The sequence below is a fragment of the Sutcliffiella rhizosphaerae genome (assembly GCF_917563925.1).
Lineage (GTDB): Bacteria > Bacillota > Bacilli > Bacillales > Bacillaceae_I > Sutcliffiella_A > Sutcliffiella_A rhizosphaerae.
Window position 1 is genome coordinate 34,372 of record NZ_CAKJTJ010000014.1, and the last position, 22,984, is coordinate 57,355.

At 35.9% G+C, this 22,984-nt stretch carries 27 protein-coding genes; 22 read left to right on the forward strand and 5 right to left on the reverse strand.

The features are described from left to right. Positions 1 to 88: 88 nt before the first annotated feature. The 15 genes from LRP81_RS13195 (at position 89) to LRP81_RS13265 (ending at position 15,146) form a co-directional block, all read left to right on the forward strand. On the forward strand, positions 89 to 880 hold the full coding sequence (locus tag LRP81_RS13195; RefSeq protein ID WP_230501814.1) for an ATP-binding protein: 792 nt from the start codon (positions 89 to 91) through the stop codon (positions 878 to 880). Positions 881 to 1,016: 136 nt separating this feature from the next. After that, a complete protein-coding gene (locus tag LRP81_RS13200) occupies positions 1,017 to 1,952 on the forward strand; it encodes an AAA family ATPase (RefSeq protein ID WP_230501816.1) in 936 nt (311 codons plus the stop codon). Between the two features lie 2 nt (positions 1,953 to 1,954). Further along, positions 1,955 to 3,103 carry a DUF58 domain-containing protein gene (locus tag LRP81_RS13205; RefSeq protein WP_230501818.1) on the forward strand — a complete coding sequence of 383 codons (1,149 nt, stop codon included), beginning with the start codon at positions 1,955 to 1,957 and terminating at the stop codon, positions 3,101 to 3,103. After that, positions 3,096 to 4,298, forward strand: a complete 1,203-nt coding sequence (locus LRP81_RS13210; protein WP_230501820.1) for a hypothetical protein — start codon at positions 3,096 to 3,098, stop codon at positions 4,296 to 4,298. The genes LRP81_RS13205 and LRP81_RS13210 overlap by 8 nt, the downstream gene beginning before the upstream one ends. 505 nt (positions 4,299 to 4,803) lie before the next feature. Then, positions 4,804 to 5,646 carry a pyrroline-5-carboxylate reductase gene (gene proC / locus LRP81_RS13215; RefSeq protein WP_399207686.1) on the forward strand — a complete coding sequence of 281 codons (843 nt, stop codon included), beginning with the start codon at positions 4,804 to 4,806 and terminating at the stop codon, positions 5,644 to 5,646. A gap of 32 nt (positions 5,647 to 5,678) precedes the next feature. Further along, the gene (proB, locus tag LRP81_RS13220) at positions 5,679 to 6,797 is read left to right on the forward strand and encodes a glutamate 5-kinase (RefSeq protein ID WP_230501821.1); all 1,119 of its coding nucleotides are present in this window, start codon (positions 5,679 to 5,681) and stop codon (positions 6,795 to 6,797) included. A gap of 16 nt (positions 6,798 to 6,813) precedes the next feature. After that, a complete protein-coding gene (locus LRP81_RS13225) occupies positions 6,814 to 8,073 on the forward strand; it encodes a glutamate-5-semialdehyde dehydrogenase (protein WP_230501823.1) in 1,260 nt (419 codons plus the stop codon). 107 nt (positions 8,074 to 8,180) lie between these two features. Next, the gene (locus LRP81_RS13230) at positions 8,181 to 8,681 is read left to right on the forward strand and encodes a hypothetical protein (protein ID WP_230501825.1); all 501 of its coding nucleotides are present in this window, start codon (positions 8,181 to 8,183) and stop codon (positions 8,679 to 8,681) included. A gap of 52 nt (positions 8,682 to 8,733) precedes the next feature. Next, a complete protein-coding gene (locus LRP81_RS13235) occupies positions 8,734 to 9,702 on the forward strand; it encodes a phosphotransferase (protein ID WP_230501827.1) in 969 nt (322 codons plus the stop codon). 32 nt (positions 9,703 to 9,734) lie between these two features. Next, positions 9,735 to 10,493 carry an AAA family ATPase gene (locus tag LRP81_RS13240; protein WP_230501829.1) on the forward strand — a complete coding sequence of 253 codons (759 nt, stop codon included), beginning with the start codon at positions 9,735 to 9,737 and terminating at the stop codon, positions 10,491 to 10,493. A gap of 129 nt (positions 10,494 to 10,622) precedes the next feature. Further along, complete coding sequence (locus LRP81_RS13245; protein WP_230501831.1) at positions 10,623 to 11,825, forward strand: MFS transporter; 1,203 nt, start codon at positions 10,623 to 10,625, stop codon at positions 11,823 to 11,825. Positions 11,826 to 12,467: 642 nt separating this feature from the next. Then, entirely contained in the window at positions 12,468 to 12,842 is a 375-nt protein-coding gene (locus LRP81_RS13250) for a GntR family transcriptional regulator (protein WP_230501833.1), read from the forward strand. Positions 12,843 to 12,845: 3 nt separating this feature from the next. Further along, positions 12,846 to 13,742 (forward strand): ATP-binding cassette domain-containing protein, encoded by an 897-nt coding sequence (locus tag LRP81_RS13255; RefSeq protein ID WP_230501835.1) that lies wholly within the window; start codon positions 12,846 to 12,848, stop codon positions 13,740 to 13,742. After that, on the forward strand, positions 13,729 to 14,472 hold the full coding sequence (locus tag LRP81_RS13260; protein WP_230501837.1) for a hypothetical protein: 744 nt from the start codon (positions 13,729 to 13,731) through the stop codon (positions 14,470 to 14,472). Before LRP81_RS13255 ends, LRP81_RS13260 begins: the two co-directional genes overlap by 14 nt. Beyond that, positions 14,472 to 15,146, forward strand: a complete 675-nt coding sequence (locus LRP81_RS13265; protein ID WP_230501839.1) for a hypothetical protein — start codon at positions 14,472 to 14,474, stop codon at positions 15,144 to 15,146. The genes LRP81_RS13260 and LRP81_RS13265 overlap by 1 nt, the downstream gene beginning before the upstream one ends. Before the next feature lie 336 nt (positions 15,147 to 15,482). On the opposite strand, the gene LRP81_RS13270 is transcribed toward LRP81_RS13265, so the two are convergent. From LRP81_RS13270 to LRP81_RS13280, 3 genes are all read right to left on the reverse strand, one after another. Continuing rightward, the gene (locus LRP81_RS13270; protein WP_230501840.1) at positions 15,483 to 15,653 is read right to left on the reverse strand and encodes a hypothetical protein; all 171 of its coding nucleotides are present in this window, start codon (positions 15,651 to 15,653) and stop codon (positions 15,483 to 15,485) included. An 82-nt stretch (positions 15,654 to 15,735) separates the two neighbouring features. Continuing rightward, positions 15,736 to 16,074 carry a hypothetical protein gene (locus LRP81_RS13275; RefSeq protein WP_230501842.1) on the reverse strand — a complete coding sequence of 113 codons (339 nt, stop codon included), beginning with the start codon at positions 16,072 to 16,074 and terminating at the stop codon, positions 15,736 to 15,738. A gap of 30 nt (positions 16,075 to 16,104) precedes the next feature. After that, complete coding sequence (locus LRP81_RS13280; RefSeq protein ID WP_230501843.1) at positions 16,105 to 16,458, reverse strand: hypothetical protein; 354 nt, start codon at positions 16,456 to 16,458, stop codon at positions 16,105 to 16,107. A gap of 180 nt (positions 16,459 to 16,638) precedes the next feature. On the opposite strand from LRP81_RS13280, the gene LRP81_RS13285 reads away from it, so the two are divergent. The 3 genes from LRP81_RS13285 to LRP81_RS13295 all read left to right on the forward strand — a co-directional run bounded on the left by LRP81_RS13285 (position 16,639) and on the right by LRP81_RS13295 (position 17,932). Continuing rightward, positions 16,639 to 16,785 carry a hypothetical protein gene (locus LRP81_RS13285; protein WP_230501845.1) on the forward strand — a complete coding sequence of 49 codons (147 nt, stop codon included), beginning with the start codon at positions 16,639 to 16,641 and terminating at the stop codon, positions 16,783 to 16,785. A 360-nt stretch (positions 16,786 to 17,145) separates the two neighbouring features. Then, positions 17,146 to 17,634: a hypothetical protein gene (locus LRP81_RS13290; protein ID WP_230501847.1), complete on the forward strand. Its 489-nt coding sequence runs from the start codon at positions 17,146 to 17,148 to the stop codon at positions 17,632 to 17,634. Between the two features lie 70 nt (positions 17,635 to 17,704). After that, positions 17,705 to 17,932 carry a spore germination protein gene (locus LRP81_RS13295; RefSeq protein WP_230501849.1) on the forward strand — a complete coding sequence of 76 codons (228 nt, stop codon included), beginning with the start codon at positions 17,705 to 17,707 and terminating at the stop codon, positions 17,930 to 17,932. Positions 17,933 to 18,056: 124 nt separating this feature from the next. On the opposite strand, the gene LRP81_RS13300 is transcribed toward LRP81_RS13295, so the two are convergent. Next, a complete protein-coding gene (locus tag LRP81_RS13300; RefSeq protein ID WP_230501850.1) occupies positions 18,057 to 18,206 on the reverse strand; it encodes a small acid-soluble spore protein P in 150 nt (49 codons plus the stop codon). 133 nt (positions 18,207 to 18,339) lie between these two features. Here LRP81_RS13300 and LRP81_RS13305 point away from each other — a divergent pair, with 133 nt between their 5' ends. Continuing rightward, the gene (locus tag LRP81_RS13305) at positions 18,340 to 18,597 is read left to right on the forward strand and encodes a hypothetical protein (RefSeq protein ID WP_230501852.1); all 258 of its coding nucleotides are present in this window, start codon (positions 18,340 to 18,342) and stop codon (positions 18,595 to 18,597) included. A gap of 117 nt (positions 18,598 to 18,714) precedes the next feature. Here the strand turns inward: LRP81_RS13305 and sspO are convergent, their stop codons facing one another. Beyond that, the gene (gene sspO / locus LRP81_RS13310; protein ID WP_230501854.1) at positions 18,715 to 18,864 is read right to left on the reverse strand and encodes a small acid-soluble spore protein O; all 150 of its coding nucleotides are present in this window, start codon (positions 18,862 to 18,864) and stop codon (positions 18,715 to 18,717) included. Between the two features lie 290 nt (positions 18,865 to 19,154). On the opposite strand from sspO, the gene acnA reads away from it, so the two are divergent. The 3 genes from acnA to LRP81_RS13325 all read left to right on the forward strand — a co-directional run bounded on the left by acnA (position 19,155) and on the right by LRP81_RS13325 (position 22,977). Further along, positions 19,155 to 21,860: an aconitate hydratase AcnA gene (gene acnA / locus LRP81_RS13315; RefSeq protein ID WP_230501856.1), complete on the forward strand. Its 2,706-nt coding sequence runs from the start codon at positions 19,155 to 19,157 to the stop codon at positions 21,858 to 21,860. Between the two features lie 175 nt (positions 21,861 to 22,035). After that, complete coding sequence (locus tag LRP81_RS13320) at positions 22,036 to 22,455, forward strand: hypothetical protein (protein ID WP_230501858.1); 420 nt, start codon at positions 22,036 to 22,038, stop codon at positions 22,453 to 22,455. 15 nt (positions 22,456 to 22,470) lie between these two features. Then, the gene (locus LRP81_RS13325; RefSeq protein ID WP_230501860.1) at positions 22,471 to 22,977 is read left to right on the forward strand and encodes a TlpA family protein disulfide reductase; all 507 of its coding nucleotides are present in this window, start codon (positions 22,471 to 22,473) and stop codon (positions 22,975 to 22,977) included. Positions 22,978 to 22,984 lie beyond the last annotated feature (7 nt).

Below are 22,984 nucleotides of genomic sequence, written 5' to 3' on the forward strand. Positions count from 1 at the left end.
ACCGAAACTATTATAATTGCACTAGTAAAACGAAAATCCATCTAAATTAATATAAAAAATTGACTAAGTTTTGACGGAGGTGGCGACGATGAAAAAGATTGGAGCCGTTATTGGCAATATGGGGAAAACCGAAATTTTATCCCAAAGAGTTTGTCCAAAATGTAATCGTGAAGTGAAGCGTGTACGCATGCAAATTATTGGTGGTGAAAATAAAGGACAATGGCAGGAGTATGAAAACGAATGCGATTGTCGTCTTGCTGAAGAAACAGTTCAGGCTGAGAAACGTCGTAAACACAAATATTTTGAGCAGTTTTGCATTATTCCGAGAGAATTGGAAAATGCCACATTGGAAAATTTCCAAGTGAATTACTCTAGCCAAAAAGAAGCATTAACTAGTACTATTGATTTTTTTGACCAGTTTACTGGGAAAGAAAATCTTTACTTTTACGGACGTACCGGGCGAGGGAAAACGCATCTTGCTGTTGGGTTATATAGGTATTTTAAGGAAAACAATATAACAGCTATGTTTTTTGATGTACCTAAATTAATGGACACTATTGTTGCATCATGGGATAGTGATTCAGGTTATTCAGAAAGTAAATTTATGAAAGCCATTGCTGAGGTAGATGTTCTGATTCTTGATGACCTTGGTGTAGAAAGAGTAAGCGAATGGGTAGACCAAACAATATATTCCATTTTGAATCAACGGCAAGGTAAAAGTATTGTGTTCACATCAAATATTCACCCTAGTGATTTAACAAAACGTTATGGTGAAAGAATAGCCGATCGGATAAAGAACAAAATGAAACAAAACCAATTAATTTCCATCGTCACACCAGAAAGTTTCCGTACGAAGGATTTAACATTTTTTAAAGAATAATTATAAGCTTCTAGAATGATCTATTCATTTTAGAGGCTTTTTTGTTGTCGACTGATATTTCGAAATATTTCCTACTTTCAGTTAGATAATGGTAAAATATACATATTACATAGAAATATATTAAGGGGTGTATTCATTGAAAGTGTTAGAGCAGTTAAGAGAAGAGATGTCAAAAGTAATAGTAGGAAAAGATAATATAGTAGAGCTACTTTTTAATGCACTATTGAATAAAGGTCATGTACTTTTAGAAAGTGTTCCAGGGACTGGGAAAACAATGCTTGCTAAAAGTTTCTCAAAAACGATTGATGCTGATTTTAAAAGAATTCAGTTCACCCCAGATGTTCTGCCAAGTGATGTTACAGGTATTCAATTCTTCAATCCAAAAGAACAACAGTTTGAGTTGCGACCAGGACCAATAATGACAAACATACTTCTAGCAGATGAGATTAATCGTGCAACTCCAAGAACACAATCAAGCTTACTTGAGGTAATGGAAGAAAGGCAAGTAACCATTGACGGAGAGACATTACTAGTAGAAGGACCATTCATGGTCATAGCCACTCAAAACCCGATTGAATCTCAGCAAGGTACTTTTCCATTACCTGAAGCACAAATGGATCGTTTTTTTATGCAAATAGATCTTGGATATCCCACTGTTGATGAGGAACAAGAAATGATGATTAAATATCGTTTAGGAGAACCAATCAAAAAGCTCGCTACTGTGCTTTCTAAACAAGAGGTATTTGAACTGCAGGAACAGGTAAAGCAAGTAAAAGTATCATCTGTCGTTCAAAAATACATGTTAGAAATTATTCATCTAACAAGAGATCACGAGGAGATTGAACTAGGTGTAAGTCCAAGGGGAACTTTGGCTCTGATGAGGGCTTCGCAAGGAGTAGCTTTTCTTAATGGGAGAGAGTTTGTGACACCTGAAGATGTCAAAAATATTGCTTCCTATGTTCTTAGCCATCGAATTATCACCACCATGGAGGGTTCATTAAAGAAAACGAACCAACAGTTAATAGAAGATTTACTTTCTAATGTAGAAGTACCAGTGGAGGCTACATACTAAGGATGAGTGGATGGAATAAACAAGTAGATAATCTAGGTGTCCATGTCTATCTTCGTGCTTGTGCATTTGTCATTATAGTCATTGGATTTGTAACTGGTCATACTTTACTTTTTTTACTTGGTTCAATGTATTTTTTGTATTTTCTCGTTTCCTATTTTTACCTTAATAGAGTGGGGGAAAAACTTCAATTTACAATAGTAGAGGAGAAAATGAAGCTTTTTCCAGGTGATGCTGGAGTATTAAAAATAAAGATTAAACAACCATCAAGATTACCAATCTATATTGGTCGAGTTTATTTTGTCGTTGATAATAATATTCATTTTGTGAACGGGGATGAAAGAACGAGAATATCACAAATAAATATTCCATTTTCATTATTGGGAAGAAGTGAGGTTGTGATAGAAGTACCTTTTATAGCGAAAGCTAGAGGAGTAGCTAGGTTGCATCAAGTAGAATTGCAGATTACACATTTTCTAGATGGTGGCAAATTATACTTGCATAAAAGTGATGTCACGAAGTTTGAAGCACTAATTTATTCAGAACAAAAGCATGTACATGGCCTGACCCGAATCTTTCCTCGTAAACAAGGTGCATTTCCTACAAGGGCTTCTATATATGAGGATAATACAAATATAGTTGGTACGAGAGATTATGTAAATGGCGATTCCTTCAATAAGATTCACTGGAAGGCTACTGCCCGAATGAATTCTCTACAAACCAAACAACATGAAAAAACGTTGCAATTTTCTTGGTTAATTGTTCTGGATGTTCGCTCGGGCAATTTAGAAGACCGAATTAAAGGTATATCGTTTTTACTGCATTATGCAATGAAGCATCAAATTCCATTTTCATTATTAATAAATATTAAAAAGAAGGGAGCCCCAAGCTATTTAGAGCTTCCATTTGGAAGTGGAAAACGACACTTACAAACAGCGTTAACGATACTTGCCAGAATCCAAGGTAATAGTATAACAGTTGGTATGAAAAGTCTGGAACGAATAGTTTATCAGCATGCAGTAAATTCACCATATGTCATTATATGTGCAGATAGTGATAGACTCAACGGCTGGAAACTACCGACGCACACAAGTGTATACATTCTTGATGGATATAATCAGCTAATTCATTGGAAGGAGGTAGCTAATGGTTAGTCTATGGAAAAATGTAATACACCTGTTACTGGAAATGAATATTTTTTATTTTTTTGTCTTATTATTTTACTTAGATAGTGGTACTTTGCCTTCGTTGATTGGTATTTTGCTACCTCTTGCTATTTCCTTTGCCATTTTTACTTATCTTTCAAATATGCTTCCAAATACGTATGCTTCCATTTTAATTGTTGCACCGGTGTTAGCAGTGTTTTCTTACCTTGCCTCCTTTAGTATAGGACTATCCCTTTTAATAGGCTTCTTTATTAGCATTAGAAGTTTCATGCATATCAAAGAAGAAAGGCCTCTTTCTACCTTTGCACTACTTATTATTTCATTTATCTGGATGCCATTTATATATGCTTGTGGTGTTTTAGTACAATACCCACACGGATTTGTATTAATGACTTTGTTTGGAGGACAGCTCCTGTTAATTGTTCTTTTATATAGTGGAGTGACTGTAATAGAATTAAGAGGAAATCCTTCGATACAGAAGAAAGTAATATCATCTTCAGCTATTTTACTAGGATGTATCGTAGTTGTCTCGGTTACTATTGCCACTATCGGAAAATGGTTCATTTCCTTGGTTTTCTCAACAGTCGGACAAGGTATTAGCATGGTGTTTAATCTATTAGCCCGTCCAATATTCTATCTGCTTGGCCTACATGATTGGACTCCTAATGGACGTGAAATGGAAGAAACTGAAACATTGACAGATTTTGAGGAAGACGAATTAGAACCAGCAATGTTTGAAACGGTCAATATATTTGATAATTCATTCATTGTTGCTGCTATGATTATACTGTTCGTTTCCATCCTATATTTTCTTCTAAATAAAAAGAAAGTAACCAATAAGTGTAATGAACACGAAACACAAGAACATTTTGTCTTTACAATGACTAAAATGAGTAATAAATTGTTTAGTTCCGATAAAAAGTCAAAACCACCTAAAAACCAGGTACGTAAATTGATGTATGACTTAGAACAACTTGCAATTAAGAAGAAAAGGGGACGCATGAGAAGTGAAACACTAGAAGAATGGCTAAAACGAGAAACAGGTCTTAAAAAAGACTTTATCCAATTATATGCAAAAGTTAGATATGGAGAGATCCAACTGAGCGATAATGAAATAGAAAAATGCACGGAGATGGCAAAAGAAATACGTCAAGTCATGAAACAGTGGAAAAAGACAGGATGATAATTAAGTGTGCCTGATATATAGGCATGCTTTCTTTTTTTGTAGGAATATAGAATAAAGGTTTATGTACTGCATGGGTTATTTAATGACCATTTTTCCTATGTAGCCTTAGCGTGAGGTGATGATGGCCTTTTTTACGTTATTTCACCTAGCGTTTTGGTCATCATAGGAGTGATGATGGCTTTTTTGCATGATTTCACCCGGCTTTTTTTCATTATTTCACCTAGGGTGTTGTCATCATAGTTAAGATCCAAGTATTTCTACAAATACACTCTCAGAAAAGACAACACACTTTTTCCAAAACCTAAAATTCGCCAAAATCTCGCTTTAATCATGATTATTGTCCTTCAGGTTAAATTAACAGGAATATAGATGGATATGTTAGCGTTTACACTCACTATCTGGCAGTCTTGCAAGCTAATTGCCAGAACACCCTTGATATCCTTTCTCTACATGTTACGATAATAACCGTTGAAAAAGGAACGGACAGACGGGAGCGGATTGGATGCTAAAAGACAAAGTTATTGGATTTATTGGTGCTGGTTCTATGGCAGAAGCGATGATTTCTGGAATTGTTTCAAGTGAGATAATTCCATCAGAAAATATTGTGGTTAGCAACAGATCAAATAAAAATAGATTATATGAATTAGAAAACAAATACCGAGTACGCGGTGTAATGAAAAAGGATTTATTGATAGAAGGATTGGATATCATCGTCCTCGCAATGAAACCTAAAGATATTGAAAAAGCGTTGGTTACACTTAAAGACAACATAAGACCACATCAACTGGTACTATCTGTTATTGCTGGAATAACTACTGACTATTTGGAAGAAGGGTTAGCTTCTGGTCAGCCCGTTATTAGGGTTATGCCAAATACTTCTAGCATGATAGGTGAGTCGGCAACTGCCATATCTTCTGGAAAATATGTTAGTTCTAATCATGTAATAGATACAAGATTAATTTTAGAAACAATTGGTCGAGTTTATACGATAGATGAGAATCAGATGGATGTATTCACAGGAGTAGCGGGAAGTGGACCGGCATATTTTTATTATTTAATGGAGCACATGGAAAAAACGGCTAAAGAAGCGGGTTTGGATGAAGAATTAACGAGAGATGTTGTAGCTCAAACGATTTTAGGTGCAGCAAAAATGATGCAGGAAAAACAAGAGGAGCCATCATCCTTGCGCAAAAAAGTAACCTCCCCTAATGGTACAACTGCAGCAGGTTTAGAAGCGCTAAGTGAAAATGGTGGGGGAACAGCCATTTCTGCTGCCATTAAAGGTGCAACAGAACGATCAAAGGAAATAAGTGCAGAAAAAGCGCGGGAATTAGTACTTTACTAAACAGATATGATCTTTATTACAGGAGGGACGGAATGACCTACAATAAAGAGATAAAAAGGTTAGTTATAAAAATTGGGAGCAGTTCATTGACTAGCACTCATGGAGAAATTAGCAGGAAAAAACTAGAAAGACTTGTCGATGATGTAGCAAAACTGAAAGATATAGGCTATGAAGTATTACTCGTGTCATCAGGTGCTGTAGCAGCGGGATATCGTAAGCTTGGTTGTTTAAACAGACCAACAAGTTTACCAGAAAAACAAGCTGCTGCATCTATTGGTCAGGGATTGTTGATGGAGGCGTATAGCGAGCTGTTTTTATCAAATGGATACGTTGCCTCTCAAATATTAATTACAAGAGAAGATTTTTCAGATGAAAATCGCTACAACAACGCGCGCAATACAGCAAATGTCTTGTTAGAGCGTGGTATTGTACCGATTTTCAATGAAAATGACACCGTCACGGTAAACAGACTGAAGTTTGGAGATAATGACACATTATCTGCTAAGGTTGCAGGGTTAATTGATGCAGACCTACTAATTATTTTATCGGATATCGATGGTTTGTATGATGGAGATCCTCGAATTAACAAGGATGCAACATTATTAAGAAAAGTAGAAGAGATTACACCGGAAATAGATGCAGCAGCAGGAGAATCTGCAAGCTCTGTTGGAACTGGTGGAATGAAATCTAAAATAGATGCAGTTAAAATAGCCATGGCATCGGGTATCCCGGCATTCTTAGGAAGAGCTGGAACTCCTAACATTTTGCTTAAAGCAATTAAGAAACAAGCAACCGGAACATATTTCCAGTTAAAAAGTAATTCTGTTAACTTAAATCATAAAAAACAATGGATTGCTTTTAATTCAGGTCCTGAAGGTGAAGTGGTTCTATCAGAAACTGCAGATGTATCCATGTTAGGGGAGAAACAATTATTGCCTTCTGATATAAGTCAAGTAATCGGGGAGTTTAAGGAAGGCTCAGTTGTAAAGATTCTTGATTACGAAAGAAAAAGAATTGGACTGGGCGTTGTAAACTACTCTTCTAAACAACTAAAAGCGTATGACACAACAGAAGATAAATGGGAAGAAGAAGTTGTGAAAAACGACAATTTAGTCTGTCATTTAGAATCATCCCTTCCAGTAGGAGTATAATACAAGGAGGTATTAGATGTCTTTAGTGATAGAGACAAACGTTGAGTATCAAGCAAAAGAAGCTAAAAGAGCTGCAAAAGTGGTTAGTTTACTTTCAACAGAAGAAAAAAATGAAATCTTATTTCATATCGCAAATACGTTGGAAAGTAATAAATCCTATATTTTACAAGCAAATAAACAAGATTTAGAAAAGGGTCAAGAAAAAGGATATACTACAGCATATATAGATCGTTTAATTTTATCAGAAGATCGTATTTCTGAATTTGCTGAAGGCTTAAGAGAAGTAGCAGAATTAGACGATCCAACTGGTGACATTTTAGAGGATTGGACTTTAGAAAATGGATTGAACGTTAAAAAAGTACGTGTACCACTTGGTGTCATTGGAATGATTTATGAAGCTCGTCCTAATGTAACAGTCGACGCAACTGGTTTAGCATTGAAATCGGGGAATGCGATTGTATTAAAAGGTGGATCTTCTGCCATACACTCTAATCAGGCCATTGTAGATATCATACACAAAGCACTTGAAACTACTGCTATTCCAAAGGAAGCTGTTCAGTTCATCGCAAGTACGGACCGAAATGCAACACAACAGCTATTTACGATGAAAGAACATATTGATGTCTTAATCCCACGCGGAGGAGCTTCACTAATTAATGCAGTAGTCGAAAATGCTACAGTACCTGTATTGGAAACGGGTGTTGGCAACTGTCACATTTATATTGATAAAGCTGCTGATGTGTCGAAAGCGTTGTCGATTTTTGTTAATGCAAAAACGGACCGTCCCGCAGTATGTAATGCAGCAGAGACACTGACTATCCATGAAGATTGGTATAAAGTGAACAAAGATGCTCTTATTGAAGTGGTAAAAGAACACGGCATTCACGTCTATGGTGATGATACTGTAGTTCAGTCCATATCAGGTGCTGAAAAAGCAAAAGAAGAAGATTGGTCGGATGAATATTTAAGTTTAGATATTGCTATTAAAATAGTAGAAAATGTAGAGGGTGCGATAAGGCATATTGATGAGTACGGTACGAAGCATTCTGAAGCAATCATAACCGAAAATAGAGAAACAGCAGAGAAATTTTTAAAACTTGTAGATGCTGCAGCGGTATATCATAATGCTTCTACTCGCTTTACAGATGGTGGAGCACTTGGCTTTGGAGCAGAAATTGGTATTTCCACACAGAAGCTACATGCAAGAGGACCTATGGGTTTACCAGCACTAACAACAGTAAAGTTCCAAATGACCGGGGATGGTCAAATACGTTAAATAGAGTCTTGCCTTTCTTTGAAGGGTAAGGCTTTTTTATGATGTTTTCTGGAGAATAAAGGGTTTTCTTGTCTATATATAGAAATATTATTTTTGGGGGGAATAAAATGCAAAATATAATAGAATCAGCATTAAAAGTACTTGGCTTTATTATTATTATCATTGGTTTATTCGTCTCGATTATTGCAGGTGAAGAAGCAGAAAGTATATCAGTGTTCTTTTCAACATTTATATCAGGTGTTGTATCAGGTTTAGTGCTTTTCGGTCTTGCAGAAATTATCAGGCTGTTAGAATCAATTAACGGAAAGCTAAAATCTAAAGATGATAGTAATCATGCAACATCAAAAGAACAGGAAGAGATTATAAATGGTCAGCCAATGCAACTTAGCCACAAAGAAGAGACGGAGATATATATCTTTTTCAAAGAGCAAAATAAAAAAATAGATAAGATACTCCCTACACCAAGGGAAGATTTTTTTATCATTTTATCTAACGATGAATATTTACTAGTAGAGTTAGGTGGGTTCTCGATAAAAGTATATCAAGCAGACAAATGGCCAAATAATCTTAGACTATGGTTTGAGGCAAACAAAGACACCTTGCATTAATTCCTGCAAGGTGTCTCATCTTTTTTAGATTATGAATAGGGGTGAAATCAAATTGTTGACTGAAAAAATATTCACAGACATTATGGATAGAGTAGCCAATCAATTTGGTTGGCAAGTAAATCAAGTGGAACAAATAAATAAAGGTTATCTTAATTTAAAATGGAGAGTAGTAACAGATCATAAAACCATTTTAATTAAACAGTTCAATAAAGATCGCATGAAAAAGTATAATCCGAAAGAGCATTTATTTGCTTTAAAAGTTCAGCAATATTTACATTTGCAAGGATTCCCATGTCCTCAAATCATTACATGCAATGAGGAGATAGTCTGGAAATCAGAGCGTGGAGAGTTGTTTATGGTAATGGATTTTCATTCTGGAAGTACCATCATACCTGGGAGGGCTAATTCTGAAAAAATGTATCAATTGGGTATGATAACGGGAAAAATGCATCAACTGTTGTCAGAGGTAAAGCCAAAGGGTAAGTTGAGCCCGGTATTCCTAATACCTACTAAAGAGGAACGAATGTCCTATTGGAAAAATGTAAAATGTAAAGTAACTTCTAATGACAAAATAGTATCCCTCATGGAGAATCAATTAATACTTACAGAAAAAATTGATTTTCACAATTTTACAGAGCTTGAAATAGGACTTACCCACCGAGACCTCTTTATGGATAATATCTTATTTAAAGAAAATGAAGTTGCGGCCATCTTAGATTTTGATCGATTAAATTTGGATTACCCTTGCTTAGATGTCGCTAGAGCGATTATGTCTGGTGCTTTAATAGATGGTAAACTATGTATAGAAAACGTTAGGAGCTTTGTTGAAGGATATAAAGAGAATAAGAGCTTAAGCAGAAAAATGTTAATAAAATCATTTAAATTACTTTGGTTAATGGAAAGTACCTGGTGGATAGAACCTAGAATGGAACATCATGTTGGGCCGCCAGTTCGTTTTTTAGAGGAAATACTATGGTTACAAGAGAATTATTTCAATCTCGCAGATATAATGAAAGAATGATAGTAGAGAACTTTATAGAGAGAGGGAGAAATGTGAAATTAAATAGAGATACACAGTACATAAGAAGTTTACATTTGAAAACAGAGGATATAGTAACGTTTGAGGAATATCCATTCAACCTTCCAGTTATGAAAGATGTGGATTCTATTATATTTCATCCTAATGTAACCTATATTATCGGAGAGAACGGAATGGGAAAATCAACACTCTTAGAAGGAATAGCAATTGCCCTTGGTTTCAACCCTGAAGGTGGAACATTAAACTTTAACTTTTCTAGTTATGATTCACATTCAGAGCTCGATCAGCACTTGAGAATTATTAGGGGAGTGGAGCGTCCAAGAGACAATTTTTTCTTTCGTGCAGAAACGTTTTATAATGTAGCTACTAATATTGAGGAATTGGATAAAGAAAGTGGTGGAGGAAGGATTATTGATTCTTTTGGAGGAAAATCACTTCACAAGCAATCTCATGGAGAGGCATTTTTTGCTGCTTTTGTGGAGAGGTTTCAAGGCAATGGACTCTATATTCTAGATGAACCAGAAGCGGCATTGTCGCCTTTAAGACAAATGTCGATGTTAGCCAGAATAAACGATTTAATCAACCAAGGATCACAATTTATCATTTCTACACATTCACCAATCCTGATGGCATATCCTAATGCTAGAATTTATGAATTGACCGGTGAAGGGGTGAGTGAAGCTCGACTGGAAGAAACCTCGCACTATACTATCATGAAGCAGTTCATGGAGAATAAAGAGCGAATGCTTCAACATTTGTTTGACCAATCTTAAGTAAGTGCAGTTTGCATCCCCATAAGAATGAACCAAACAATTTGGTAAAAAAGTATGGAAAATACTACATGAATCGTCTAAAATTGTATAAATCATCTTGTATTCTTTCAAGGGGGAAATACATAATATATGTCAAATAAAAACAGAGTAATCGGAATTGCTATCATTACAGCAATCGCTGTCCTTGGTGATGCGATGCTTTTTATCGTACTCCCAATTTATTGGAGAGAATTTGGTTTAACCGCACTGTGGCAAATCGGTTTGTTACTATCAATAAACCGATTCATCAGATTGCCTATTAATCCGCTTGTAGGGTTGTTTTATCGTCATTTTCAACTTAGAACAGGTGTGGTAATAGCTGTTGTTATTGCGGTAATAACTACATTCTCTTATGGTATATTCCAAGATTTTTGGGTGCTTCTTTTGATGAGAGCATTGTGGGGAATTGCTTGGTCCTTACTTAGGCTGGGAGGCTTCTTGACGGTTATTGAAGTTAGTAATGATGAATCAAGAGGGCATCATGTTGGATTATATAACGGACTATGGGGCATTGGTGGTTTAGTTGGGATGCTTGCTGGAGGATTTCTGGTCGACCAAACCTCAGTCTATTTTGTTTCCACTCTTTTTTCTGTACTTGGCGTTATTATTTTTCCATTTATTTTTTACTTAGTCCCATTGATAAAGGCTTCAGATACGAAAAAGAAGTCCACTGGCACAAACAAAAAGTGGTTAACCTCGTATGTTGGAATGGTTTTAACAACAGGTATCGTCCTCGGAATGATTGTATTTGGACTTTTTGCCTCAACAGTCAGTGCTTTAATTGAAAGAGTATATATTAATGACTGGTCTTTGTTTGGTATGGTTCTTGGAGCTGCATCCATTGCAGGTGCATTACAGGCAATCAGGTGGGGATGGGATCCATTTATAGCTCCAAGAATTGGGAGAATGTTAGACAAATCAGATGTAGCCGCTAAGTTCCTTTTTATTCCTTTATTTGGCGGGGGATTGCTATTTCTGATTCTCGGTAACACTCAATCTATTTATCTCTTAATCTTTTTCTTGTTGCTTTATCAAATATCAAGTACTTTCTTTGTTACCATAACGGATACGTTGGCAACATCTGTGGCATCAAAAACAGATGCAGTAAAGGTAATAACAGCACATACTGTTGTCGTGGATGTAGGTGCAGCAATTGGTCCCGTACTTTCCTTTCTCATTCTTCATTACTTTGGCTTGACAGCTGTTTATATGGTCGCAGGAGTTTTATTATTAATTCTTGGAGTAGGATGGACTATATTTTTAAAAAGAAATAATGAAGATTTGTCTCAGTGAGTAATTTACTGTTCGGTATTTCATAGCTGAAGAATAACTGGTTATGAGCCAGTAGAGGAGGAAATGCCGTCCTTTGAGCGAGCAATACAGAGGCATATAAGCACCAAGATTAATTTTCCATTAACATGCAAGGCTGTTTTTTCCTAAAATACTATTTTTCGGGCTTTCATCATTTATGAAAGCCCGATTTTTTTGTTCATTGAGGCTTTGACAGAACGAAATGGACGACTATATAGCTAATTTAGTAAAGTATATAATTTCAAAAACAGTAATACTCCAAACTAATTCATCATTCTCCAGTAGAATCATGGATTCATGTTCGGATGTATCACTAATAAAGGCTGTTTTCGCAAACATTGTTGCTTTTACGAACTTTATTAGATACTCGTAATAATCGTTACTGTCGTGCTCTTTCCCTGCATTTAGTTTCAGTCAAAAGGACAAGTTTTCACTGAACATGCACGTAAAAAGTCAGAACCCGACTTTTTACCGGTTACTAGCAACAATCTTTTAAAAAAGAGCCTTAATAAATAACTTTAGTTTCAACCATTATTTATAGGATAGACCATTGCACAATTTTGGGAAATGTAATATACTACATTACAACACTAATGCACTATGTTGGTCGTAGGAGGTGGAATATTGATTCTCGAAACAGATGGAGCAAAACCAATATATGTACAGATTGCCGAATGGCTGGAAACTGAAATACTGAACGGAAATTTTATTACTGATCAAAAGGTTTTTTCGCAGTATCAATTAGCTGAAATATTTAACATTAATCCGGCAACAGCAGCAAAAGGGCTGACATTGTTGGTAGAAGATCAGGTCTTATATAAAAAAAGGGGGCTAGGCATGTTTGTAACTGGGGAAGCAAAAGCCATCATTTTAACTAAAAGAAAAGAACATACCTTAAAGCGATTAGTGTCTGAGCTTGTTGCAGAAGCAGAACAATTGAATGTGGATTTCAACGAATTGATAACGATGCTGAAAGAAGCAAGTAATAGGGGGGAATAAAAAGTGGAAGTCGTTAAAGGTTATAAATTATCGAAAGATTATAGACATTCAAAAGCTTTGAAAAATCTCCATTTTACTATAAATGAAAATAAAATTTCTGGTTTAATAGGCAGAAACGGAGCTGGTAAAACGACTTTATTAAAAATAATGGCAGGATTTATCAAACCCTCTGATGGAGAAGTTTTGATTTTTGGAGAACGACCATTTAACAGCTTGAAGGCATCTGCCAATACTATATTAGTGGATGATATGATGAGCTTTCCAACATCATTAAATTTAGGTGAAATTCTTGAAGTGGCAGGAAGGTTTTATCCCAATTGGGATGCAGAGATGGCAAAAAAGCTTTTTCAGTACTTTCATTTTTTTGAAAATCAGCGACATGATGAGCTTTCAAAAGGAAAAAGAAGTACATTTAACATGATTGTTGGTCTTTCATCAAGGTGTCCATTAACGATGTTTGATGAGCCAACTACTGGTATGGATGCTGCGGTAAGAAAGGATTTTTATCGAGCGCTATTAAAAGAGTACTTAGCACATCCTAGAACCATCATCATTTCTAGTCATCATTTGGAGGAAATGGAAGACATTTTAGAAGAAATCCTTCTTATTCACAATGGTGAAAAGCAGCTTCATCTCCCAATTGAAAACTTCAAGGAATATGCAATTGGAGTAATTGGTCCATCCGAGATAGTCAAAGAGTGGTCTCATGATAAAACAGTTCTCTTTCTAAAAGAGCTTAGTCCAGGTTCGACTTATATTGTGATAGAGAGTTTGTATAAAGCTAAGATACATCAGGAAGCAAGTCACTTAGGTTTAAAATTGTCCCCAGTTTCACCAAGTGACCTTTGTGTATACTTAACTAGCCAAACAAAAGGAGGGATTGATGATGTCTTTAAATGATGTAAGTATGAAGCATGTAGTAATCGAACAGCTGCGTTTTAAACTTTCTGCCTATTCAGGAGTTTTTCTATCATTGGTAGTTGTACAAATTATTGCTATACTTTTTTCTTTTAACGGGATAGGGATGTCTGTTGGTGGAGTGAATAGTTTAAATTATCAAGTAAATCAATTTTCAAATGATTTAGTTTTTACCTTTACACTTTTATGGGCATTTATTTCAGCAATTATCCTTACAGCTCGATCGTTGAGGAATGATGATTTTACTTTTGTTTCCAGCAGGTTAACTAGTAACCTTTCAAATATTTTATTTTTGGTAATAGCGGCAGTGATTGCTACTGTAACCACAGAACTAAGCAGCTTTCTATTGAGAGTCATTATCTATTTTTTACCAAACACAGGAACAATTTTCATTACACCGAATTCTTTTTCATTAGAAATATTAGCTAGCGGGTTATTTGCAACTTTTCTATATCTATTATTGTTAGCAGGTATCGGTTACTTTGTTGGAACCATTACTCGCCTACATCCATTAATGAATATAATTGTACCTTTGATTATATTTGGCTATTTTATTCTTGGTGGAAAGACTAATGAAGGAATGCCATTTATAATGAGTTTTTTCTTGAATGAAAGTTTTCTTTTCATGTTTTTCATTAAATGTATAATGACGCTTGTAATTCTGTTAGCTGTTTCAAGCTGGATTTTTAACAGAGGGGAGGTTAGGCAATAATGTCAATAGTTGGTGCTTTGTTTCCTTTACTTATTGTGATTATCTTCTTTATCCTACTGTGGATAGGATTAAACAAAGTAAGAATAAGGTTTTCTTACAAGAAAAATTGGGCGATATTATTTTGTTATGTCGGATTATTACTACTATCCACAATTACTTTCATTCTCTTACCCGTTGACAAGTTTGTCTCAAGTGAAGAGGTGATAGAAACTGAAAATGTATCAACAACATACGAAAGCCTTCTTGAAAAAGAGAATGTAGAGTACTTGGTTAAGAAAAAAGAAAGCATGCCTTATACGAATAGTAGCATAGATGTTCGCGAAATAGGTTCTTCTGGCGTTACGGTAATGTTTGAAAGAGATAGCGAGTTAATGAATGAAATACAGGTCAATGTCTATGCTGGTGAAGCAATTATTGACAACATTAACGTTTCATCAATGATAAGCTTACCTACGTATTATCTTGAAAATAATGTTTTTTACGTTCGAAATATGAACGAAGTAGAAATCAATCTAACATATTGGAATCTTGGTTATCCATCGAGACAATTTAATAATTTTCGATTGATGGAGCATTCTGGAAGTTCTTTTATCTATCCAATTATTCATTTAAAGGTTCCAGAGAAATTAGAGGTTATCTCAGGTCCAGATTTATTTATTGAAGAAATAAAATAGCAGAAAAAAACATGAGTGCTCAACTCATGCCAGTGTATAGACAAAGGTCCATTTTTATTTAAATTCATGCAATTCTCTTGTTGATCGTAGTGGAAAACGCGCAGACTCCTCGAAAATGCTACCACATTTTCTTCGTGCGATGAATCGCTGTCGAAGCCTTCCTTGTCCTGCGGGAGGAAGGGACATGGGAAACCCCACAGGGCGCAGCCCGAGGAGGTTCCCGGACCGCCTGCGGAAAGCGAAGCGTCTGAAACGAAGATCAACAGTCAAATGCAAATTTAAAAATAATTTGGGTTTGTCAACAGTCTGCCATGAGTGCTCAACTCATGCTTTTTTCTATCGATTCTTCTCATCTGATTTCTTTTTTGCAAAATAGAAAGCTAGAAATATCAATGGAATGGCAATTATCCATGGTACATTAATATGACTTTGCGTAATAATGGCTAGAAATAACAAGATCCCGATTCCGACTATAATATATAAACAGCCCCTGCCGAACGTTTCCATTATTATCCCTCCCATTGAAAATATATGTAGTAATGTATATATCCATTCTCCAGGAATAGCAACATCCTGGAGAATTTTAGATTCAAGGTCTGTTATACCTATAGGAACGAAAAGGATTTTTACTTTTTATCTGGTTGTTTTCTTTCGTTTTTTCAATAAAGTATTCTACTTTATGTTCTGGTTCCTTATTAATATATAGGTTCTCACTATTATCCCCACTAATTTGACCTTGATCTGAAGCGGTATAGGATACGCCGGCTTGTGCCCCGGCATTTGCAAGATTATTATGATTATCATTTGTATTGTATATGTTGATGGTTAAGTTAAATTCAATAATTTTACCATCCTGCTCAAGTCTTAAAGTAGGTTTCATTCCTATTTGATTGTTGGATAAATTCTGCTCGCCAGCATTGTTATTCATAATGCACTCCTATCATAAAAGCAGAGAAGCTTAGTCCTCCTCATCTTCAACTATAGTAAAGGATTCCTCCGGTGGAGGTGGAGGTTCAATTGTACCATCCTCTAAAATATTTAGGCCTCTCTTTTTGGCAATTTGCCCCATTTGATTTGCGTTTTGTCCGTATTTTTTGGCAATTTGTCCACCTTGACTAACGTTAGTTCCACGTTTACCGCTTACTTGTGCACCACCTGAAGCATCAATTTTTGTTCCTGCCTCACCACCCTGATTTGCAAGGTTGTTGGTGTTTTTATTCTTGTTTCTGTTCCGGTCATCAACACTGTTTCGATTAGTAGGATGGAACATGATATCGTCTTCCCCAATATTACCCCAATTTTGATCTGTCAAATAAATCACTCCTCTTGATAAAATTTACTATACCAATGTATTCCACTAACAGAAAATTGGATAAGCAATTGTCCCTATTTAGTTTAAAGAAGTCATATTTGATTTATTTGTCACGTTTTCATTCTCGCTGCATATACTTTCCATTGTGTGATAAATTATGGAAGGGAAGATAACCGGATGATGGAAACTTACAATATTGATAGAGTATTAGTGTTAGATACGAATAAAGAAGGGGTTTCAAATGATTTCAAAGTTATTGAAGTCAATGTCTCAGATGAAACTGAAAACTTACCTGCTTTAGTTAACCCAATTAAGTTAAATTTATAGAAAAGGAATCCATCTTAATTGTAGTGCTTACATAATGAGATGGATTGATATGTCAAACACCTGTCTGAGAAGCAAATGGTCACCTGAAAGGATGGTATTACTTTTTCACCGCTCGGCTCATTATCTCGCTAGCCTACGATACTAGACAAAAGGGGCGGACCCAATCTTGGGTACGCCCTAAAAGTATGTAGACAGAAAGTATTTTAGTTAAATTACATATTTATTTATGTTGGGGAATTAAAAGATATTCATATAGCATTTAATGAAAAGGGAAGGACCGATAAGTATCTAAAGATTGATTTCAACTTTTATTTTACAATTGATATAATTAAAGGAATGACAGTTTAATGGAGGACAAGCTTGGAATTATATTGTGTAAAACATAAACAAATACTAGTGGAACGGTATATTAATGGAGAAAAAAAAATAGAACCATACTGTGTGGACTGTGAAATAGAACAAAAGTATCAACTACATTCCAAAATCAATAGTCAGGAAAGCACCTTTAGAAAAACTACAAAACTGTATTTGGTAGTTGCTGTATTATTTTCTTTTATCGTATTAGTGATGCCGCTTTCGATCACCGTAAAAGTTATTGTTTGGATAATTCTACTATTAATGTGCCTAAAGAAATTACTAAATCATTTTTTATCAAGTGCAATTTTTGAGAATGGTTATGAAAGTAATGATATACGGGCAAAAATACTGAATCAAAGTAGTATTCAAGAAAATGAAGTTGCTCAAAGAAAGAGACAATGGAAAAAAGATTTTTTACAACTGAATAAAGGGAAAAAATGGACACAAGAAGATTGGGAATGGTACTTAAGACAATATTACCGAAAAGATTAGCTCCTTAGGACGTCCACCTATACAAGCATAAACATGCCATCATACGCTACCTAAAAGGAGTGTGTGATGGATGGGGTGTTTTATTAATAAAGTAATAATTAAAAATGTAAATGGTGGAGTTGTCAATTTTGGCAATATATTTAAAGCTAGTCCAATAGCGGAAGAAACAGGTGTGACCGGGGCAGGTTCCGGGAATGTTGGCCAATCTATAAGGACTTTTACAAAAATAAGTATAGTTAATGTCAATGGCAAAAAGGAAGTCAAAGTGATAGATGAAATTGTTGAGAATGATGAGTAATCACAAGGATAAAAACAAATAAAAAAAGGGGAACTCCAATAAATAATTGCCTAAATGCATCATTAGCAGGATTAATAACAAGACAATTACAGTAGAATTCCCCAAAAACATTATTATATTTTTTCTACATATCGTGGCTAGAATTATTTTTTTGGCGGGTGTGGTTGCGGTTTTTAACTTTATGGGAACCACTTAAAGGGGCAGGTTGTCCTGATCCTGTTTGATTATTTTTAGGTTGGTTTCTCACCATATCCTTATGATCATTTTTGTTCATCGTATAATCGCCTCCTTTGTTATAGTGTTTGATAAATGAATGTTTATATGCTCCTAGAATATAGGTATATTTTTCAGTGTTATTGGTCAGTATATGTAGAGCTAAAGCACAATTACTAAAGGAGCGATACCTTATGCCATATCATAAAAATAAACAACAGGCCTTTCAAGCAGCTCAACAAGGAACTGAACAAGCAAAGGATATTTACGAATTGATTGTGCGAAACGATCCTGATTATGGAAACGATTTTAAACGCCTTGAGAATGAAGTAAATGAAGCGTTGGAACAAATCAATAATGCTTTGGAGGTTGCATCCGATACGCAGCGTGTTCAATTGCAACAATTCCAGCAAGACCTTGGGCGAATGATGCAGGGTCATGGAGATCTTTAAAAATTCTTGAACCATCTTTTATACCAAAGATTTTGGTTGAAGGGTGGTTTTATTCGTTTAATACTACATGAAAAAGAGAACGGTTCTGCTTAACCGTTCCATATATCTAAACGAACACTATTGATTTTTCTTACGTTTCTTATTATTTTGCCTTTGCTCTTCAGTTAAAGGTTCACTGGAGAATTCTTCATTATAGCCTGCTCCTATACCTTGTGCCTTTGCAACATTCATTCCTTCAATAACATGATTTGCCTTTCTTTTTGCCATCAGTCCCACCTCCATTATTAGCATCTCCTTATGTTTCTTTTGCATGTATTTGTGGAATATTATGAAAGATAAGGCTAACTTATGTGATTTGATAACTTTATTGATATTTACTTATGAGAAATGTTGTATTAAGATAATATCGTAAGGACTATACGGTGGGAGAAACAACTCGAAAATTGTCTCTAAGAAAAACAATGTCGCAAACGCTTTCTCTAGTAGAAGCATGTTTTTCATGCCTAAAAATTGTTCATAGCGAAGTCCTATTAAACTATGAGTAGGGGGTAATACATATGACGAAGCAAGATGTTTTTAATGCGCGCACTTCTTTTGAAGTGAATGGAAAAACGTATCATTATTATTCTTTGCAAGCGCTTGAAAATGCAAAGGTAGGTAACGTGTCACGCCTGCCTTATTCCATTAAAGTACTTTTGGAATCTGTTCTACGCCAAGTGGACGGTCGTGTAATTACGAAGGAGCACGTTGAAAATTTAGCTAAATGGGGAACGGACGAACAAAAGGACGTGGATGTACCATTCAAGCCTTCTCGTGTAATTCTTCAAGACTTTACAGGTGTTCCAGCAGTAGTTGATCTTGCATCACTACGCAAAGCAATGGCTGACTTAGGTGGAAACCCTGATAAAATCAATCCTGAAATTCCAGTTGATCTAGTCATTGACCACTCAGTACAAGTAGATAGAGCTGGTACGGCAGATTCGCTTGATTTTAACATGAAGTTAGAATTTGAGCGTAATGCAGAGCGTTATAAGTTCCTAAGCTGGGCAAAAAAATCATTTGATAACTACCGCGCGGTTCCACCAGCAACTGGTATCGTTCACCAAGTTAACTTAGAGTACTTGGCTAACGTAGTTCATGCTGTTGAAGAAGATGGTGAACTTGTTGCATTCCCTGACACACTTGTTGGTACTGACTCCCATACAACAATGATCAATGGTATTGGTGTTCTTGGTTGGGGTGTAGGTGGAATTGAAGCTGAAGCTGGAATGCTCGGGCAGCCTTCATACTTCCCAGTTCCTGAAGTGGTTGGAGTTAAGTTAACTGGAACATTACCTAACGGAACTACTGCTACAGACTTGGCGTTAAAAGTTACCCAAGTACTGCGTAAGCATGGTGTGGTTGGTAAATTTGTAGAATTCTTCGGTCCTGGAGTTTCTGAACTTCCACTTGCTGATCGCGCAACAATTGCAAATATGGCGCCAGAGTATGGTGCAACTTGTGGATTCTTCCCAATTGATGATGAGTCCCTTGACTACATGCGCTTAACTGGGCGTTCAGAAGAGCAAATTAAGCTAGTAGAAGAATATTGTAAAGCAAATGGACTATTCTTTAGCCCAGACGCAGACCCTGTTTATACAGATGTTGTTGATATTAACCTAGATGAAATAGAGCCTAACTTGTCTGGTCCAAAGCGACCACAAGATCTTGTTTCCCTATCCATGATGCAGGAGACTTTCCGCAATGCATTAATAGCACCACAAGGTAACCAAGGCTATGGTATGTCTCCAACTGACATTAATAAAGAAGTAGAAGTGGCGCTTGCTTCTGGCGAAAAAACTACTATGAAGACCGGTTCTATCGCTATTGCATCCATCACTTCCTGTACAAATACATCTAACCCATACGTTTTAGTTGCTGCTGGTCTTGTAGCAAAAAAAGCAGTTGAACTAGGTTTAGAAGTACCAAGCTTTGTAAAAACATCTCTAGCACCAGGTTCAAAAGTAGTTACAGGTTACTTACATGACTCTGGTTTACAACCATATTTGGATCAATTAGGATTCAACATCGTTGGTTATGGCTGTGCAACATGTATCGGTAACTCGGGTCCTTTAGCTGATGAGATTGAAGAAGCTGTTGCTGAGAATGACTTGCTTGTTACATCTGTTCTTTCTGGTAACCGTAACTTCGAAGGACGTATCCACCCACTTGTTAAAGGTAACTACCTTGCATCTCCACCTCTAGTAGTGGCATATGCACTTGCAGGTAATGTAGATATTGACCTTCAAAATGATGTTCTTGGCAAAGATAAGAACGGCAACGATGTACATTTCAAAGATATTTGGCCATCTACGGATGAAGTGAAGGAAGTAGTAAAATCTACAGTAACTCCAGAACTATTCCGCAGAGAGTATGAGAGAGTATTTGATGATAATGAGCGTTGGAACCAAATTGAGACTTCTGATGAAGCACTTTATAGCTGGGATAACGACTCAACTTACATTCAAAACCCACCATTCTTTGAAGGATTAACTCCAGATGCTGGTACGGTTGAACCGCTTTCTGATCTTCGTGTAGTTGGTAAATTTGGTGATTCCGTAACAACGGACCATATTTCACCTGCAGGATCAATTGGTAAAGATACACCAGCGGGTAAATACTTGCAAGCAAACGGTGTAACTCCTCGTGAGTTCAACTCATATGGATCCCGTCGTGGTAACCATGAAGTGATGATGCGTGGTACTTTTGCAAACATTCGTATCCGTAACCAAATCGCTCCTGGAACAGAGGGTGGCTGGACGACTTACTGGCCAACAGGCGATGTTATGTCCATATATGATGCTTGCATGAAATACAAAGATGTTGGAACTGGGTTGATGGTTATTGCTGGTAAAGATTACGGGATGGGAAGCTCTCGTGACTGGGCAGCAAAAGGAACAAACCTTCTTGGAATTAAGACAGTTATTGCGGAAAGCTTCGAAAGAATTCACCGTAGTAACCTTGTCTTAATGGGAGTTCTTCCTCTTCAATTTAAAGATGGAGAAAATGCTGAAATTCTTGGCTTAACTGGTAAAGAAACGTTTGAAGTTGCTGTTGATGAAACAGTAAAACCACGTGACTTTGTAAAGGTTACTGCTACAGACCAAGAAGGCAACCAAAAAGAGTTTGAAGCTCTAGTTCGTTTTGATAGCGAAGTAGAAATTGATTACTATCGTCATGGTGGAATCTTGCGCATGGTATTGCGTGATAAATTAAAAGCATAATAAAGAAATAAAGCCGGTTCCGATATGGAGCCGGCTTTATTTTTTTGATTTAGTAATATGTTGTTTTATGCTTGGCGGAAAAAGGAAATTTCTGTTTTTATAAGAAATGTTATAAAATAGACAAAAGGGTAACATTGATTTAGTCATAATTATGATTTAATAAAGGTATCATGAAATGAAGGAGCTTTTTATGGATGCTGTTCAATTGGGACCTTTCCTGATAAAAAAGACTTATCTAGTACTAATTTTTTCAAGTATGCTTTCGTTTTTATATATTGCCATACTTCTTAGAAAGCGGACAAAATTATTACATAAAGTGGAAGAGGTTTTAACATCAGGTTTGTTAATCTGGCTACTTACATATAAATTTAGTATCATTTTTTTCAGGCCGTCAATATTATGGACAAATCCTTATGGTGTTCTATTTTTAACAGGAGGAACGGAAGGTGTTTACCTAGCTACTTTCGTCTTCATTGGATTTTCTTTTTGGAGATTTAATATAAGCAATATTTCATTAAAAACTTCAATAGTAATACTAATTCCAAGTCTAACCATTACTAGCTTCGCTTATTTTGGAATCATGACTTTGCTGTAAAGGAGGAATGAAAAAGTGAAAAAAATAATTGCAATTACATTTTTAGTATTTTTAATTGGGTATGCCACTTTCCAAGTGTTCGCAGAAAAGGAACCAAGTGTAGGAACGCAGGCCGGTGACAAAGCAAAGGATTTTGAACTTAGCACCCTAGATGGGAGTACTGCAAAGCTCTCTGACTATAAAGGAAAAAAAGTAATTCTAAACTTTTGGGCAACATGGTGTGGACCTTGCCGAGCAGAAATGCCTGAAATGCAAAAGTTCTCTGAAGAAAACGAAGATATCGTAATGCTGGCTGTTAACCTGACAGAAAGCGAGAAAAATGTGGATAATGTTAGAAAGTATGTAGAAGAGGGTGGCTACACTTTCCCGATTTTGTTGGATGAAAAAGGTACATTTAGGCATTATGAAGTACTTACGATGCCAACGACTTACTTCATTGATAGTGAAGGAGCTGTTTCTATTAAGCACATTGGCCCTATGACATATGAATTAATGGAAAAACAAATATCAAAAATGAACTAAAAAGGAA

Excerpts from the sequence above, each read along its gene's own strand:
- acnA (WP_230501856.1), top strand. The coding sequence starts at position 19,155 with ATGACGAAGCAAGATGTTTTTAATGCGCGCACTTCTTTTGAAGTGAAT.
- proC (WP_399207686.1), top strand. The coding sequence starts at position 4,804 with ATGCTAAAAGACAAAGTTATTGGATTTATTGGTGCTGGTTCTATGGCA.
- LRP81_RS13245 (WP_230501831.1), top strand. The coding sequence starts at position 10,623 with ATGTCAAATAAAAACAGAGTAATCGGAATTGCTATCATTACAGCAATC.
- LRP81_RS13320 (WP_230501858.1), top strand. The coding sequence starts at position 22,036 with ATGAAGGAGCTTTTTATGGATGCTGTTCAATTGGGACCTTTCCTGATA.
- LRP81_RS13195 (WP_230501814.1), top strand. The coding sequence starts at position 89 with ATGAAAAAGATTGGAGCCGTTATTGGCAATATGGGGAAAACCGAAATT.
- sspO (WP_230501854.1), bottom strand. The coding sequence starts at position 18,864 with ATGGCAAAAAGAAAGGCAAATCATGTTATTGAAGGAATGAATGTTGCA.
- LRP81_RS13205 (WP_230501818.1), top strand. The coding sequence starts at position 1,955 with ATGAGTGGATGGAATAAACAAGTAGATAATCTAGGTGTCCATGTCTAT.
- LRP81_RS13300 (WP_230501850.1), bottom strand. The coding sequence starts at position 18,206 with ATGAACAAAAATGATCATAAGGATATGGTGAGAAACCAACCTAAAAAT.
- LRP81_RS13230 (WP_230501825.1), top strand. The coding sequence starts at position 8,181 with ATGCAAAATATAATAGAATCAGCATTAAAAGTACTTGGCTTTATTATT.
- LRP81_RS13225 (WP_230501823.1), top strand. The coding sequence starts at position 6,814 with ATGTCTTTAGTGATAGAGACAAACGTTGAGTATCAAGCAAAAGAAGCT.
- LRP81_RS13270 (WP_230501840.1), bottom strand. The coding sequence starts at position 15,653 with ATGGAAACGTTCGGCAGGGGCTGTTTATATATTATAGTCGGAATCGGG.
- proB (WP_230501821.1), top strand. The coding sequence starts at position 5,679 with ATGACCTACAATAAAGAGATAAAAAGGTTAGTTATAAAAATTGGGAGC.
- LRP81_RS13210 (WP_230501820.1), top strand. The coding sequence starts at position 3,096 with ATGGTTAGTCTATGGAAAAATGTAATACACCTGTTACTGGAAATGAAT.
- LRP81_RS13295 (WP_230501849.1), top strand. The coding sequence starts at position 17,705 with ATGGGGTGTTTTATTAATAAAGTAATAATTAAAAATGTAAATGGTGGA.
- LRP81_RS13265 (WP_230501839.1), top strand. The coding sequence starts at position 14,472 with ATGTCAATAGTTGGTGCTTTGTTTCCTTTACTTATTGTGATTATCTTC.
- LRP81_RS13275 (WP_230501842.1), bottom strand. The coding sequence starts at position 16,074 with ATGAATAACAATGCTGGCGAGCAGAATTTATCCAACAATCAAATAGGA.
- LRP81_RS13260 (WP_230501837.1), top strand. The coding sequence starts at position 13,729 with ATGTCTTTAAATGATGTAAGTATGAAGCATGTAGTAATCGAACAGCTG.
- LRP81_RS13285 (WP_230501845.1), top strand. The coding sequence starts at position 16,639 with ATGGAAACTTACAATATTGATAGAGTATTAGTGTTAGATACGAATAAA.
- LRP81_RS13305 (WP_230501852.1), top strand. The coding sequence starts at position 18,340 with ATGCCATATCATAAAAATAAACAACAGGCCTTTCAAGCAGCTCAACAA.